11 protein-coding genes and 1 pseudogene are annotated in these 14241 nt (G+C 53.5%); 9 read left to right on the forward strand and 3 right to left on the reverse strand.

All coding sequences use genetic code 11. From position 1 onward, the window contains the following. Positions 1-21: 21 nt before the first annotated feature. Both RT197_RS15405 and crfC read right to left on the reverse strand, forming a co-directional pair. Positions 22-909 (reverse strand): diguanylate cyclase regulator RdcB family protein, encoded by an 888-nt coding sequence (locus tag RT197_RS15405; RefSeq protein ID WP_312952031.1) that lies wholly within the window; start codon positions 907-909, stop codon positions 22-24. Further along, entirely contained in the window at positions 906-3248 is a 2343-nt protein-coding gene (gene crfC / locus RT197_RS15410; protein WP_312952032.1) for a clamp-binding protein CrfC, read from the reverse strand. The genes RT197_RS15405 and crfC overlap by 4 nt, the downstream gene beginning before the upstream one ends. Before the next feature lie 543 nt (positions 3249-3791). On the opposite strand from crfC, the gene RT197_RS15415 reads away from it, so the two are divergent. Together RT197_RS15415 and RT197_RS15420 are read left to right on the forward strand one after the other, a co-directional pair. After that, positions 3792-4127 carry a zinc ribbon domain-containing protein YjdM gene (locus RT197_RS15415; protein WP_176918794.1) on the forward strand — a complete coding sequence of 112 codons (336 nt, stop codon included), beginning with the start codon at positions 3792-3794 and terminating at the stop codon, positions 4125-4127. 195 nt (positions 4128-4322) lie between these two features. Then, positions 4323-4784 carry a phosphonate C-P lyase system protein PhnH gene (locus RT197_RS15420; protein WP_312952033.1) on the forward strand — a complete coding sequence of 154 codons (462 nt, stop codon included), beginning with the start codon at positions 4323-4325 and terminating at the stop codon, positions 4782-4784. Positions 4785-4791: 7 nt separating this feature from the next. Here the strand turns inward: RT197_RS15420 and rpiB are convergent, their stop codons facing one another. Beyond that, positions 4792-5241 (reverse strand): bifunctional allose-6-phosphate isomerase/ribose-5-phosphate isomerase RpiB, encoded by a 450-nt coding sequence (gene rpiB / locus RT197_RS15425; RefSeq protein WP_312952034.1) that lies wholly within the window; start codon positions 5239-5241, stop codon positions 4792-4794. A gap of 361 nt (positions 5242-5602) precedes the next feature. Between rpiB and alsR the strand changes: the two genes are divergently transcribed. The 7 genes and pseudogenes from alsR (at position 5603) to fdhF (ending at position 14034) form a co-directional block, all read left to right on the forward strand. Beyond that, positions 5603-6493 (forward strand): D-allose utilization transcriptional regulator AlsR, encoded by an 891-nt coding sequence (gene alsR / locus RT197_RS15430; RefSeq protein WP_312952035.1) that lies wholly within the window; start codon positions 5603-5605, stop codon positions 6491-6493. 59 nt (positions 6494-6552) lie between these two features. Continuing rightward, on the forward strand, positions 6553-7488 hold the full coding sequence (alsB, locus tag RT197_RS15435; protein ID WP_312952036.1) for a D-allose transporter substrate-binding protein: 936 nt from the start codon (positions 6553-6555) through the stop codon (positions 7486-7488). A 54-nt stretch (positions 7489-7542) separates the two neighbouring features. Continuing rightward, on the forward strand, positions 7543-9075 hold the full coding sequence (gene alsA / locus RT197_RS15440; protein WP_312952037.1) for a D-allose ABC transporter ATP-binding protein AlsA: 1533 nt from the start codon (positions 7543-7545) through the stop codon (positions 9073-9075). Then, positions 9054-10033, forward strand: a pseudogene (alsC, locus tag RT197_RS15445) (D-allose ABC transporter permease). Before alsA ends, alsC begins: the two are co-directional and overlap by 22 nt. 9 nt (positions 10034-10042) lie before the next feature. Then, a complete protein-coding gene (gene alsE, locus RT197_RS15450; RefSeq protein WP_312952038.1) occupies positions 10043-10738 on the forward strand; it encodes a D-allulose 6-phosphate 3-epimerase in 696 nt (231 codons plus the stop codon). Then, the gene (gene alsK, locus RT197_RS15455) at positions 10722-11648 is read left to right on the forward strand and encodes an allose kinase (protein WP_312952039.1); all 927 of its coding nucleotides are present in this window, start codon (positions 10722-10724) and stop codon (positions 11646-11648) included. The genes alsE and alsK overlap by 17 nt, the downstream gene beginning before the upstream one ends. Positions 11649-11886: 238 nt before the next feature. After that, entirely contained in the window at positions 11887-14034 is a 2148-nt protein-coding gene (fdhF, locus tag RT197_RS15460) for a formate dehydrogenase subunit alpha (RefSeq protein ID WP_312952040.1), read from the forward strand. The last annotated feature ends 207 nt before the right edge of the window (positions 14035-14241 follow it).

Here is a 14241-nt window from a genome sequence, read left to right on the forward strand (position 1 = left end):
GCGCGGGGAAAGGGTGTCCTGTCATATCGGAAGAACGCTCTCCTCCCCGACAAAAATCTCGTCCACCATCGCGGTTGCCAGCCGCATCGCCGAACATAACCTCGGCATTCCCAGCGCCACCGTTTGCCAGGATTGCGTCACCGACCAGCTCACCGGCTGACGTTCTGCATCGCAGTCGCTGCCGAGCCAGCACAGCATCTCTTTATGATCCATCAGCGCGGGCGCGGTGGGCGTGCTTAGCCACTGGTGATAAAAATGACGGGTGGCGGCGGAGGCGTTAATGCTTTGCGCCAGATACTGCGTCGCCATCGCGCGCAGGTTATCCATTAACAGCGCCCGCGCCTCTTCCGTCACCAGCCGACAGGCATCGCCAAACGCCCCCCAGCGCAGCTCTTCCAGCGCGACAAAACAGCGCCCCGCCAGCGACCAGCCGCGGTAATTTCCTGCCTGCCAGCGGGTAAAAATCTGATCGCTGTGTTCTCCGGCCTGCACCATCAGTCCCCGCTGCGACAACGCGCGCTGCTTATGTGCCGCCCGACGCAGGAAACGCTCCCCGACCTCGCCATAAAGTTGCAGGACACCGGGAGTTTCATTGCCCTTTTGTTGGAGGATGAGCAGATGGTGCCCCATTTTGCTGAGCGCCAGATGTCCCGGATCGAGCGACCCTGCCAGTTTATCAGCCAGCCCGACGCGCATCGCCGCGTTTTCACTAAGCGCACCTACCATACTCCAGGATCTCAGCTGCGCCTGGGCCATGATTTCATTCATTAGCCGCTCGCGAAAAAGCTGTTGCTGGGGAGCTATCGGCGTCTGGCGCGGGTTGTCGATTCCCAGCACCAGATCGACAATAAATTTCGGATGCACGGATTCAAGCGATCGCGCAGGCCCATCCAGCAAGTGAGTATTCATGAATTTTCAGCCGCAAAAAGGGTTTGAATATCATCGCGCAGCAGGCGCGCATCCTCCTGGATCCACTGCACGGCCGTCAGACTCTGCTGAAGCTGCTGGCTTAACGCTTTCACCGCTGATTCGCGCTGCTGGCGTAGGGTCAGGCTTTCCTGTAAACGTTTTTGCAGCCCGCTAAGGGTATGTGAAAATTCGTCAAAGCAGGCGGACAAACCTGATGTCACGGAAACGTCCACGTAAGATGCCACCACGTTAAGCAACTGCGCATAAAACTCATCGACGTGCTGGATAAGCCGTTGTTCCAGCGCGGTGAGATCGATGACATAGCGCGTTTTAGACATGACGTAATCGTCCCAGCCCCAGTTGGGATTATTAAGCCAGCGCGAGACGGTTTCCCGCATACTTGCCCCGCGCGGCAGCGGCCCGCTTTCCCCCTCTTCCGAGGAAATGGCGTCGTTAAAGAGCTGGGGAGCATTGAAATTCACCCCTGCCGGTTGAAATGCAGGCAGCGCGATGCGCACGCCAAAACCGGCTTCGCTCAGCTCCTGCTTCACCCGCTGTTCGATAGGGCGCAGCGTATCGTTCAGCGCACGGGTTAACGTCGCTTCAAGATGGTTAAAACGCAGCGTCAGTTGCCGCACCGAGGTTTCATGCGCCGCCATCAGGATGGTTTCGCAGGCGATACGGATTTTACTCAGGACGATCTGCGCCTGCCCTTCATTATTCAGCACCAGCTGTTTATGTCCGCTGTCGTTATCCTGACGAAAATCCGCATCGCTCAGAGGCATCAGGCCCAACAGATTTACCGGCTGGAAGTTATCTTCAATGGCGCGGAGCGTTTCGCGTCGCTGGCGGGCGATAAACTGTTCCGCCATTGCCAGCAGTTGCTCAACCTCGTGGTCGATTTCATCCCGCACGCCCGCCTGCCGCTGGCGCAGCAGCGCCATATCCTCTTCCAGACGAACAATATTGTGCTGCAGTTTTTCGAACGTCACCGTCAGCCCCTGATGGCGAAACTCCAGATATTCTCTGGCGCTTTGCGCATAGTTCAGCAGCTTATGTGAGGCAGAACGCAGAGCATATAAAGAAGCGTTCGCGTGCGCGGCGTGAAGGAGACTCATGATCGGCTGTTCGAAAAGCGAATCCTCCCACAGCAGATCGGCGGCGTGACGGATATGTTCGATGTCATCCAGATCGGCAGTGCGCCAGCGACGGCCGAGCGCCGCCTCGGCAAAATCCTGCACCCAGCGCTGCTCATCGGGGTCAGGCAGCCTGCCGTGCGTTGCCAGTTCATAGCGCGCGCGATTGGCGAGGTAGCCCCACATAGAAGAGACCGGGAAAATCTGGCCCGGCGCGATCAGCCCCTTCATCAGCGTGCCGGAGATCAACGCGCGGACCTGCTCTTCATCATCGCTGTTGCGATCTTTTTGATCGAACTTATTCACCAGCGCGTAAAGCGGCACCGATTTACCGACGGCGGAAATCGCCTGACGGACTTCCTGATCGGAAATCGATTTAAGCTGGGTGTAATCCATCACCGCCAGCACCGCCGACGCGCGCGCCAACTGCTCATTAAGCATTTTTTGCAGGTGCGGCTGTCCGGCTTCATTCGGCCCCGGCGTGTCGAGCAGCGTTAGCTGACCCGGATTGCTGTCCATCCCGGATAAGTGAATAAATTCGACTTCAATAACCGGAATATGCTCAATCGCCGCGTAGTCCGAGAAAGGAAAGTCCACATTCAGCGCCCGTGAAAGGCGGACTAAATCATTCAGACTTTTCAAACAGTGAAAAATAGGCTGGGCACCCAGATAATGCTTTTCAAAGGCCACACCGTGAATAATGCTTTCCAGCAGCGAAGACATATCTTTGTCAATTTCAAGACGCTGTGCCAGCGTCGCCCGTTCAACTTCCTGAAGGCTACGCTGAAGCTCATGCATCAATTTTTCAATTGGCGCAACGTGCGAGAAATGCAGAATAGGTTCTTTCTGACCGGAAGTATGACGAATGAGCGTGGGTAACGCCGTCATCGGTCGATTGCGATTCGGTAAAACCTCCGTGCCGACAATCGCATTAATAGTGGTAGATTTACCTGCTTTCATTGTGCCAACAATCGCCAGCACCATTTCGAGGCGGGTAATTTTGCGTAGTTCGCTATTTAATGTGGCATGCTGCGCCTCAACATCTTGCGCACTAAAATGGTGCCGGGACTGGCTACCATTATTAGTAGGCTCGCTCTCCAGCACCTGCGGAAGCGATGATTTCATCGCCGCCAAATGATGCTGGGCCAGCTGTAACAGGCGTTCAGCTTCCTGACTTAATTCATAAATTGTCTGTGTGTACATGGTTAAAGTCTTCCCTAAACGCAAATTTTATTGATTTTATTTGTCAGACTTTTTTATTACCAATTGTAGGTCTTTATAATTTCTTATAGAAAATAGTTTTAACGCCATAATACTCGCTGGCTTCAGCTAATATATTTTTTTGCTGCTGCATGAGCAATACATAGCTTACTCTCTGTAAAGCAGGAAAGTGTTCAGCGTAGCGCATTTTTAATAATCACCCAGGATATATCTTCGTATATCTACCCACTCAACGTGGAGGGTTTACCCCGCCGAGATGCGGTGGTGGTTGGCAAGAAAACGCACTGTTATTAACCAAAATGCGTAGCTTCACCATATCCGAAATAGTCACAGGTGGCAATTTCCGGCCACAAAAATTCTCTTCCTTAATGTACGGCTTTTTGACTGCTCGCCATCCAGGATAAAGAATCAACAATAGCAGCAACAAAGGTGGGGAATTTAGGGTATAATCGCCGCCTTTTTCGGCAACCTGCCGGGTTTTTCTGGCTAATGACCAGTTTTGCAAGCACTTATGAGGATCTCATTATGCAACTTCCCCACTGCCCACAATGCAATTCCGAATACACTTATGAAGATAACGGTATGTTTATCTGCCCGGAATGCGCTCACGAATGGAACGACGCAGAGCCTGCCCAGGATCATGATCAGCTGATCGTGAAAGATGCCAACGGCAACCTGCTGGCGGACGGCGATAGTGTTACGGTCGTCAAAGATCTGAAAGTTAAAGGCAGTTCTTCAATGCTTAAGATCGGCACCAAAGTGAAAAATATCCGCCTGGTGGAAGGCGATCACAATATTGATTGTAAAATTGATGGTTTTGGCCCGATGAAGCTGAAATCCGAGTTTGTGAAAAAGAACTAATTTTTCTGGCGGACACGCTGTGGTCCGCCATTCTTCATCTTGCTGTCATTTCCGCGTAACGCCAGCGTCATAAAAATCCGCCACGATAATTTCTTATCAGAACGTTATCTTCATATGATGATAACGCGTCTCCGTGCCGAAAATATCGCCAGCCCGCCGGATTGACGTTTTATTCCTGGCTGGCTGAGATAACGCATGACCCTGAACTCTGCTTTCGATTTTAGCCTGCCCCATCCCCCGTCAGGTTCCCACCGCCTGCATAAAGCGGTGAACGAGCCGGGCGCAATTGTCTCGCTGCACTCTCCGCTCGATCTGGCGACCGTGAACAGGCTAATGGCGCTGACCGGTAGCGATACGCCGGTATGGTTGCCGCGTTCTGCCGGTAATGAGATCGTGCGCCAGCATCTGCATTTTGGCCGCAATGCGATGCTGATTTTAGCTGTCTCCAGCCTGAGCGGCGGGCGTATGCTGCGTCTGACCGGAACGGGGATTGCCGAGGAACGGATGATCGCCCCACGGCTGCCCGAATGTCTGGTGGATGAACTGGCTAACCGACCGCTGCCGGTGGCGCTGGGCCTGGATCTGATCCTCACCTGCGGCGAGCGGCTGATGGCGATCCCATGCGCCACCTGCGTCGAAATGTGCGGCGGAAAATAAACGCCGCTTAACGTCGCTGCCGTTCGATCTCTGCAATCGCCTGAACGCGTGCCTGGTGTCGGCCCCCTTCAAACTCCGCCCCAAGCCAGGCATCGACGATCATTTTAGCCAGCTCCAGCCCGATTACCCGCGAGCCAAAGGCCAGCACGTTGGTATCGTTGTGCTGGCGCGAAAGCTGCGCCGAATACGGCTCGCTGCAAACCACCGCGCGAATACCTGGAAATTTATTGGCGGTAATAGAAATGCCAACGCCCGTTCCACAAATCAGCAGCCCGCCATCCACCTCACCGCCGATCACCGCTTCCGCCACCGCGCTGGCGAAACGTGGGTAGTCGGTGCGCTCTTCAGACCATGTCCCCTTGTCGATTACCTCAATGCCTTTACGCTGCAAATGCGCCACAAGATCCTGTTTAAGGATGAAACCGACGTGATCGCAGCCTAATGCTAACTTTTTCATCGTGTGCCTCGTCATAAGCCAGACTTTACTGACCCGGTGCAGTTTGTGATTTAAGACCGGTTAATGCTCTTTTTAAGCCCCAAAAGCACCGGGTCTGACGCCTGTTCTACACGGCAAAATTTCACAAATCAATCTCATTTTGCGGATTTTGTTAGCTTTGACGAATGATGGCAAACAGATGAAGTAGACTTAATTAGTTGTTTTATATGAGTTAAACATGAAAATCAAAAATGGAAAGAAAGCCATAACTTCACAAAATCACAAACTTTATGAATTTAATAATTTTGTGAAGTCATCGACATATTTATTGTTTCGCCTGTGGTGATATAGTGGCGTCTTCATTTCAAGGACACACAGAGCAATGAGTCAGACAGAATTTGATCAAAGACTTCCTGATGGCATCGGCCTGGCACCCTGGCTGCGGATGAAGCAGGAAGGAATGACTGAAAACGAAAGCCGCATCGTTGACTGGCTGCTGTCGCCGGGCAATCTTAGCGACGCGCCAGCCATAAAAGACGTGGCCGAAGCATTGATGGTCTCGGAAGCGATGATTGTAAAAGTATCGAAGCTGCTGGGCTTTAGTGGTTTTCGCAATCTGCGCAGCGCGCTGGTGAGCTATTTTTCCCAGTCTGAACAGGTTTTGCCTGCTGAACTCGCGTTTGATGAAGCGCCCCAGGATGTGGTGAATAAAGTGTTCAACATCACCTTGCGCACCATTATGGAAGGACAGTCGATCGTTAACGTGGACGAGATCCACCGCGCGGCACGCTTTTTTTATCAGGCGAAGCAGCGCGATCTGTATGGCGTGGGCGGTTCTAACGCCATTTGCGCCGATATTCACCACAAGCTGTTACGTATCGGCGTGCGCTGCCAGTCTTACCAGGACGCGCACATTATGATGATGTCGGCGTCGCTGCTGAAAGAAGGCGATGTAGTATTGGTCGTCTCCCACTCCGGGCGCACCAGCGATCTGAAAGCGGCGACGGAACTGGCAAAGAAAAATGGGGCGAAAATTATATGTATCACTCACAGCTACCATTCGCCGATCGCTAAAATGGCTGATTTTATTATTTGCTCGCCAGCACCAGAGACGCCTTTATTAGGACGGAATGCTTCCGCACGCATTTTACAACTCACATTATTAGATGCGTTTTTTGTCTCAGTCGCCCAACAAAATATCGAACAGGCTACGTTAAATATGCAAAAAACTGGCGCAATCGTTGATTATTTCTCACCGGGCGCGTTGAAATAAAAAAGAGCCTCCTGCCTGTCAGGAGGTTTTATCTCTACCCTACAATTGAGAACATGATTATGAATAAATATCTGAAATTATTCAGCGGTGTTGCTGTGGGCCTGATGTTATCCACCAGCGCGTTTGCGGCGGCTGAATATGCCGTGGTTCTGAAAACGTTATCAAATCCATTCTGGGTGGATATGAAAAAAGGCATTGAAGACGAAGCCAAAACACTTGGCGTCAGCGTAGATATTTTTGCCTCACCGTCAGAAGGTGATTTTCAGTCACAGTTACAGTTATTCGAAGATTTGAGCAACAAGAATTATAAAGGCATCGCCTTTGCTCCGCTCTCTTCGGTTAACCTGGTCATGCCGGTGGCGCGCGCGTGGAAAAAAGGAATTTATCTGGTCAATCTCGATGAAAAAATTGATATGGATAACCTGAAAAAAGCGGGCGGCAATGTCGAAGGTTTCGTCACTACCGATAACGTTGCCGTCGGTGCAAAAGGTGCAGAGTTTATTATCGAAAAACTGGCCGCAGAGGGCGGCGAAGTGGCGATTATCGAAGGGAAAGCGGGCAATGCCTCCGGTGAAGCACGCCGCAACGGGGCTACCGCCGCTTTCAAAAAAGCCAGCCAGATCAAACTGGTTGCCAGCCAGCCCGCCGACTGGGATCGCATCAAAGCGCTTGATGTGGCCACCAACGTCCTGCAACGCAACCCGAATCTGAAGGCGTTCTACTGCGCCAACGACACGATGGCAATGGGCGTGGCGCAGGCCGTCGCTAACGCTGGCAAAGTCGGTAAAGTGCTGGTGGTCGGCACCGACGGCATCCCGGAAGCGCGCAAAATGGTGGATGCAGGCCAGATGACCGCGACCATCGCCCAGAATCCGGCCAATATTGGTGCAACCGGGCTGAAGCTGATGGTGGATGCTGCGAAAACCGGTAAGGTGATCCCGCTGGAAAAAGCGCCAGAATTCAAGCTGGTGGATTCCATTCTGGTAACGAAGTAAGCACTCACTCCGCCCTTCTTTCGCAGGCTGAAGGGCAAATATAATGAGGTTACTATGGTCACGCCATATATTTCGATGGCGGGGATCGGCAAATCCTTTGGTCCGGTTCACGCATTAAAATCGGTTGATTTATCGATCTATACCCATGAGATCCACGCGTTATTAGGTGAAAACGGGGCCGGTAAATCCACGCTAATGAAAGTGTTGTCGGGAATACACGATCCGACCAAAGGCACGATTACGATTAATAATGTCAGTTACGATAAGCTCGATCATAAACTGGCAGCCAGACTCGGCATCGGTATTATTTATCAGGAACTCAGCGTCATTGATGAATTGACGGTGCTGGAGAATCTTTATATTGGCCGCCACCTGACCAAAAAAATCTGTGGCGTCAGCGTTATTGACTGGAAAGAAATGCGCCTGCGGGCTGCCATGATGTTATTGCGCGTCGGGCTGAAAGTCGATCTTGATGAAAAGGTGGCGAATTTATCTATCAGCCATAAGCAAATGCTGGAAATTGCCAAAACGTTAATGCTCGACGCTAAAGTCATCATTATGGACGAACCCACCTCTTCCCTGACAAATAAAGAAGTGGATTACCTTTTTTTGATTATGAATCAGCTGCGCAAAGAGGGAACGGCAATTGTGTATATTTCGCATAAGCTCGCGGAAATACGCCGCATCTGCGATCGCTATACGGTAATGAAAGACGGCAGCAGCGTATGCAGCGGTAACGTCAGCGACGTCAGCAATGATGACATCGTGCGCCTGATGGTGGGCCGCGAACTGCAAAACCGTTTTAACGTGATGAAAGAGAATACCGGCAACATCGAGCGCGATACGGTCTTTGAAGTCAAAAACGTCACCAGCCGGGATAAGAAGAAAGTGCGCGACATTTCCTTCAGCGTTAACCGGGGCGAGATCCTCGGTTTTGCCGGGCTGGTCGGCTCCGGGCGCACCGAACTGATGGACTGCCTGTTTGGCGTCGACAAGCGCAGCAGCGGTGAAATTCGTCTTAACGGCAGGGTGATTTCCCCCCGCTCGCCGCTCGACGCGCTGAAAAAAGGCATGGGCTACATCACCGAAAGCCGCCGCGATAATGGCTTTTTCCCCAATTTTTCCATTGCCCAGAATATGGCCATTGGCCGCAGCCTGAAAAGCGGCGGCTATAAAGGCGCAATGGGTCTGTTCCGCGAATCTGACGAACGTAAAACCGCCGAGGCGCAGCGCGCGCTGCTGGCGCTGAAATGCCATTCCGTCGATCAAAATATTACCGAGCTTTCCGGCGGCAATCAGCAAAAAGTGCTGATTTCCAAATGGTTAAGCTGCAACCCAGAGGTGCTGATTTTTGATGAACCCACGCGCGGCATAGATGTGGGCGCAAAAGCGGAGATTTACAAAGTGATGCGCCAGCTGGCTGACGAGGGAAAAGTCATTCTGATGGTGTCATCGGAGCTTCCTGAAATTATCGCCGTCTGCGACCGCATCGCGGTGTTCTGTGAAGGGCGACTGACGCAAATCCTGACCAATCGCGACGACATGAGCGAAGAGGAGATTATGGCATGGGCATTACCACACGAGTAAAAGGCGACGCGGACGCCAAAAAGCCGTTTAATTTTGCGCAGTTCTGGGATAAATACGGCACTTTTTTATCCTCGCGATCATCGTGGCGATTTTTGGCACGCTGTCGTCAGAATACTTCCTGACCACCAATAACATTACGCAGATCTTTGTGCAAAGCTCGGTCACGGTGCTGATCGGCATGGGCGAGTTCTTTGCCATTCTGGTGGCGGGTATCGACCTCTCAGTAGGTGCGATTCTGGCGCTGTCCGGCATGGTCACCGCCAAACTGATGCTGGCGGACGTCGATCCTTTTCTCGCGGCGCTGATTGGCGGCGTGCTGGTCGGCGGCGCGCTGGGTGCCATCAATGGCTGTCTGGTCAACTGGACCGGGCTACATCCTTTTATTATCACCCTCGGCACCAACGCGATTTTTCGCGGCATCACGCTGGTGATCTCCGACGCCAACTCGGTTTACGGCTTCTCGTTCGATTTTGTGAATTTCTTTGCCGCCAGCGTGCTGGGCATTCCGGTGCCGGTCATCTTCTCGCTCATCGTGGCAGTGATGCTGTGGTTTCTGACGACCCGAATGCGGCTGGGACGCAATATTTATGCCCTCGGCGGTAATAAAAACTCGGCGTTCTATTCTGGCATCGACGTGAAGTTTCACATTCTGGTGGTGTTTATTATCTCCGGCGTCTGCGCAGGGCTGGCGGGCGTGGTGTCCACCGCGCGGCTGGGTGCCGCAGAGCCGCTGGCCGGGATGGGGTTTGAAACCTATGCCATCGCCAGCGCCATCATCGGCGGTACCAGTTTCTTCGGCGGTAAAGGACGGATCTTCTCGGTAGTGATCGGCGGCCTGATTATCGGCACCATCAACAACGGGCTGAATATTTTGCAGGTACAAACTTATTACCAGCTGGTGGTGATGGGCGGGCTGATCATCGCCGCTGTCGCTCTTGACCGGCTTATCAGCAAGTAAGGAATGATGATGAAAATTTCTCCCTCCCTGATGTGTATGGATCTGCTGAAGTTCAAGGAGCAGATCGAATTTATCGACCAGCACGCGGACTACTTTCATATTGATATTATGGACGGTCATTTTGTCCCGAATCTGACGCTGTCACCGTTTTTTGTCAGCCAGGTGAAAAAGCTGGCCAGCAAGCCGCTGGATTGTCATCTGATGGTGACGCGCCCGCAGGATTATATCGGCCAATTGGCGCGCGCCGGGGCGGACTTTATTACGCTGCACCCGGAAACGATCAACGGTCAGGCTTTTCGCTTGATCGAAGAGATCCGCCATCACGGTATGAAAGTGGGGCTGATCCTCAACCCGGAAACGCCGGTGGAAGCCATGAAGTATTACATTCACAAGGCCGATAAGATCACCGTGATGACCGTCGATCCCGGCTTTGCCGGTCAGCCGTTCATCCCGGAGATGCTGGCGAAAATTAGCGAACTGAAAGCGTGGCGCGAACGTGAAGGGCTAAGCTATGAGATTGAGATCGATGGTTCCTGCAACCAGGGCACTTATCAGCAGTTGATGGCGGCGGGCGCGGATGTCTTTATCGTTGGCACCTCTGGCCTGTTTAATCACGCCGAACAGATTGATGATGCCTGGTCTGTGATGGCGGAGCATATTCTGGCCGCGAAAAACGAGGTATTGCCTCATGCGAGACGCGCTTAACGTTGTCGCGGGCGTGGATATGGGGGCAACGCATATCCGCTTTTGCCTGCAAGCCGCTGACGGTACGGTGCTGCACTGCGAAAAACGCCGCACGGCGGAGGTCATTGCGGATGGCGTGCAGCAGGGGATCGCGGCGCTCATCCAGCGCCAGTTGCAGGCTTTTTCCGCCCGCTGTCGCGGTCTGGTGATGGGTTTCCCGGCGCTGGTCGGCAAAGATAAGCGCACCATTATCTCCACGCCCAATCTGCCGCTAAAACATGACGAACTGGCATCGCTTGCCGACCGGCTTGAGCGTCATCTGGCCTGCCCGGTGGAGTTCGCCCGCGACGTAAACCTCCAGCTCTCTTTCGACGTGCAGGAAAATGGTTTGCAGGAGCAGCAGGTGCTGGCGGCCTATCTGGGCACCGGAATGGGGTTTGCGATCTGGCTGAACGGCGCGCCGTGGACCGGTGCGCACGGCGTGGCGGGCGAGCTGGGACATATTCCCGTGGGTGATATGTCGCTGCGCTGCGGCTGCGGTAATGCGGGCTGTCTGGAAACAGTGTGTTCCGGCGTGGCGCTGCAACGCTGGTATGCCCGACAGCCACGCGACTGGGCGCTGGGCGATCTGTTTCTCCATGCCGGCGACGCACCTTTTGTCCGCCAGTTGCTCGACCATGCGGCGCGCGCGGTCGCCACCAGCGTCAATCTGTTCGATCCCGATGCGGTGATCCTCGGCGGCGGTGTGATGGACATGCCCGCCTTCCCGCGCGAAGCGCTGATTGCGCAAATTCGACAGCACCTGCGCCGCCCGTTGCCTTACGAGGCCGTGCGGTTTGTGCCAGCGTCATCCTCATCATTCAACGGTGCGCAGGGAGCCGCGATGCTCGCCCGCAGTCGGTTTCTTCCGGTTGCCGTCTTATCTGATTAAAACCGCCCCTGTCTGGATCTTCGGGCAGACGATTTTCTCCTGACGCGTGATGGGGTGTTCCCGTCACGCGGTTTCCTCTTCGACACGACAAAACTGACGAGATGCTGCTTTTCGTCAGTATTTTGACCAAATTTCCCCCGTAAGATCGGTGAATACCCCTGATAAAAACATGGCATAAAAGATGCATAATGGGGCCGACAAGCGCAAATGCGCACTTTGATTAACTGGAGCGAGACCGATGAAAAAAGTCGTTACGGTTTGCCCCTATTGCGCATCGGGTTGCAAAATTAACCTGGTGGTCGATAACGGCAAAATCGTTCGGGCTGAGGCAGCGCAGGGCAAAACCAACCAGGGCACTCTGTGCCTGAAAGGTTATTACGGCTGGGATTTTATCAACGATACCCAGATCCTGACTCCGCGCCTGAAAACCCCAATGATCCGTCGCCAGCGTGGCGGCAAACTGGAATCCGTTTCCTGGGATGAAGCGCTGAACTACGTGGCTGAAAAGCTTAGCGCTGTCAAAGCCAAATATGGTCCGGATGCCATTCAGACGACCGGGTCATCTCGCGGCACCGGCAATGAAACCAACTATGTGATGCAAAAATTCGCGCGCGCCGTTATTGGTACGAATAACGTCGACTGCTGCGCGCGCGTCTGACACGGCCCATCGGTTGCAGGTCTGCACCAGTCGGTCGGTAATGGCGCAATGAGTAATGCCATCACGGAAATTGATAACACCGATTTAGTGTTCGTTTTTGGGTATAACCCGGCGGACTCTCACCCTATCGTGGCGAATCACGTCATTAACGCCAAACGTAACGGGGCAAAAATCATCGTCTGCGATCCGCGCAAAATCGAAACCGCGCGCATTGCTGATATGCACCTGGCATTGAAAAACGGCTCAAACATCGCGCTGCTGAATGCTATCGGGCACGTCATTATTGAAGAGAAGCTCTACGACCAGGCGTTTATCGCCAATCGTACCGAGGGCTTTGAAGAGTACCGGAAAATCGTCGAAGGCTACACGCCAGAGTCCGTCGAAGAAATCACCGGCGTCAGCGCTGATGAAATCCGCAAATGCGCGCGGATGTACGCAGGCGCAAAATCTGCCGCCATCCTGTGGGGCATGGGCGTCACCCAGTTCTATCAGGGCGTGGAAACCGTGCGCTCCCTGACCAGCCTTGCGATGCTGACCGGCAACCTCGGCAAGCCAAGTGTCGGCGTCAACCCGGTCCGTGGCCAGAATAACGTTCAGGGCGCGTGCGATATGGGCGCGCTGCCGGACACCTATCCTGGCTACCAGTACGTGAAAGATCCGGCGAACCGCGAGAAATTCGCCAAAGCCTGGGGCGTGGAAAGCCTGCCTGCGCATACCGGCTATCGCATCAGCGAACTGCCGCACCGTGCGGCGCATGGCGAAGTGCGGGTGGCGTACATTATGGGTGAAGATCCGCTGCAAACCGATGCGGAACTTTCTGCCGTGCGTAAAGGCTTTGAGGATCTGGAACTGGTCATCGTGCAGGATATCTTTATGACCAAAACCGCGGCGGCGGCGGATGTTATTTTACCGTCTACGTCGTGGGGCGAGCATGAAGGGGTCTTTACCGCCGCCGACCGTGGCTTCCAGCGCTTCTTTAAAGCGGTTGAACCGAAGTGGGATCTGAAAACGGACTGGCAAATCATCAGTGAGATCGCCACCCGGATGGGCTATCCGATGCACTACAACAACACCCAGGAGATCTGGGATGAGTTGCGTCATCTGTGCCCGGATTTCTACGGGGCGACCTACGAGAAAATGGGCGAACTGGGCTACATCCAGTGGCCTTGCCGTGACACGTCGGATGCGGACCAGGGGACGTCCTGGCTCTTTGCCGAGAAGTTCGATACCCCTAACGGCCTGGCACAGTTCTTCACCTGCGACTGGGTAGCGCCCATCGACAAGCTTACCGAACAGTACCCCATGGTGCTGTCTACGGTACGTGAAGTCGGCCACTACTCCTGCCGCTCAATGACCGGTAACTGTGCGGCACTGGCCGCGCTGGCGGATGAACCCGGCTATGCGCAAATCAACACTGCCGACGCTGCCCGGCTGGGCATTGAAGATGAAGCGCTGGTCTGGGTTAACTCACGCAAAGGGAGAATCATCACCCGCGCGCAGGTCAGCGATCGCCCGAATAAAGGGGCGGTATACATGACTTACCAGTGGTGGATCGGTGCCTGTAACGAGCTGGTGACGGAGAACTTAAGCCCGATTACCAAAACGCCAGAGTACAAGTACTGTGCCGTCAACATTGAGCCAATCGCTGACCAGCGAGCCGCCGAGCAGTACGTGATTGACGAGTACAACAAGCTGAAAACCAGCCTGCGCGAAACAGCGCTGGGTTAAGCGAATCGGTTAAAACAGCGATTAATAAAAGCGGTGACAATGTTCACCGCTTTTTTATTTCTGCTATTTATATATCACGCTTTTTTGCGATCTTCATTCCAGAAACAATGTAATTACCTGCCAGAATTACATGCCATTTTTTCTTTAATTTCCAGCCAGAACGAATATGATATCCGGCGGGTGCTTAAGGCTTTCTGTCTTGAGCAT

It is taken from the genome of Superficieibacter sp. (genome assembly GCF_032071645.1).
Taxonomy (GTDB): domain Bacteria; phylum Pseudomonadota; class Gammaproteobacteria; order Enterobacterales; family Enterobacteriaceae; genus Superficieibacter.

Excerpts from the sequence above, each read along its gene's own strand:
- RT197_RS15405 (WP_312952031.1), bottom strand. The coding sequence starts at position 909 with ATGAATACTCACTTGCTGGATGGGCCTGCGCGATCGCTTGAATCCGTG.
- crfC (WP_312952032.1), bottom strand. The coding sequence starts at position 3,248 with ATGTACACACAGACAATTTATGAATTAAGTCAGGAAGCTGAACGCCTG.
- RT197_RS15415 (WP_176918794.1), top strand. The coding sequence starts at position 3,792 with ATGCAACTTCCCCACTGCCCACAATGCAATTCCGAATACACTTATGAA.
- RT197_RS15420 (WP_312952033.1), top strand. The coding sequence starts at position 4,323 with ATGACCCTGAACTCTGCTTTCGATTTTAGCCTGCCCCATCCCCCGTCA.
- rpiB (WP_312952034.1), bottom strand. The coding sequence starts at position 5,241 with ATGAAAAAGTTAGCATTAGGCTGCGATCACGTCGGTTTCATCCTTAAA.
- alsR (WP_312952035.1), top strand. The coding sequence starts at position 5,603 with ATGAGTCAGACAGAATTTGATCAAAGACTTCCTGATGGCATCGGCCTG.
- alsB (WP_312952036.1), top strand. The coding sequence starts at position 6,553 with ATGAATAAATATCTGAAATTATTCAGCGGTGTTGCTGTGGGCCTGATG.
- alsA (WP_312952037.1), top strand. The coding sequence starts at position 7,543 with ATGGTCACGCCATATATTTCGATGGCGGGGATCGGCAAATCCTTTGGT.
- alsE (WP_312952038.1), top strand. The coding sequence starts at position 10,043 with ATGAAAATTTCTCCCTCCCTGATGTGTATGGATCTGCTGAAGTTCAAG.
- alsK (WP_312952039.1), top strand. The coding sequence starts at position 10,722 with ATGCGAGACGCGCTTAACGTTGTCGCGGGCGTGGATATGGGGGCAACG.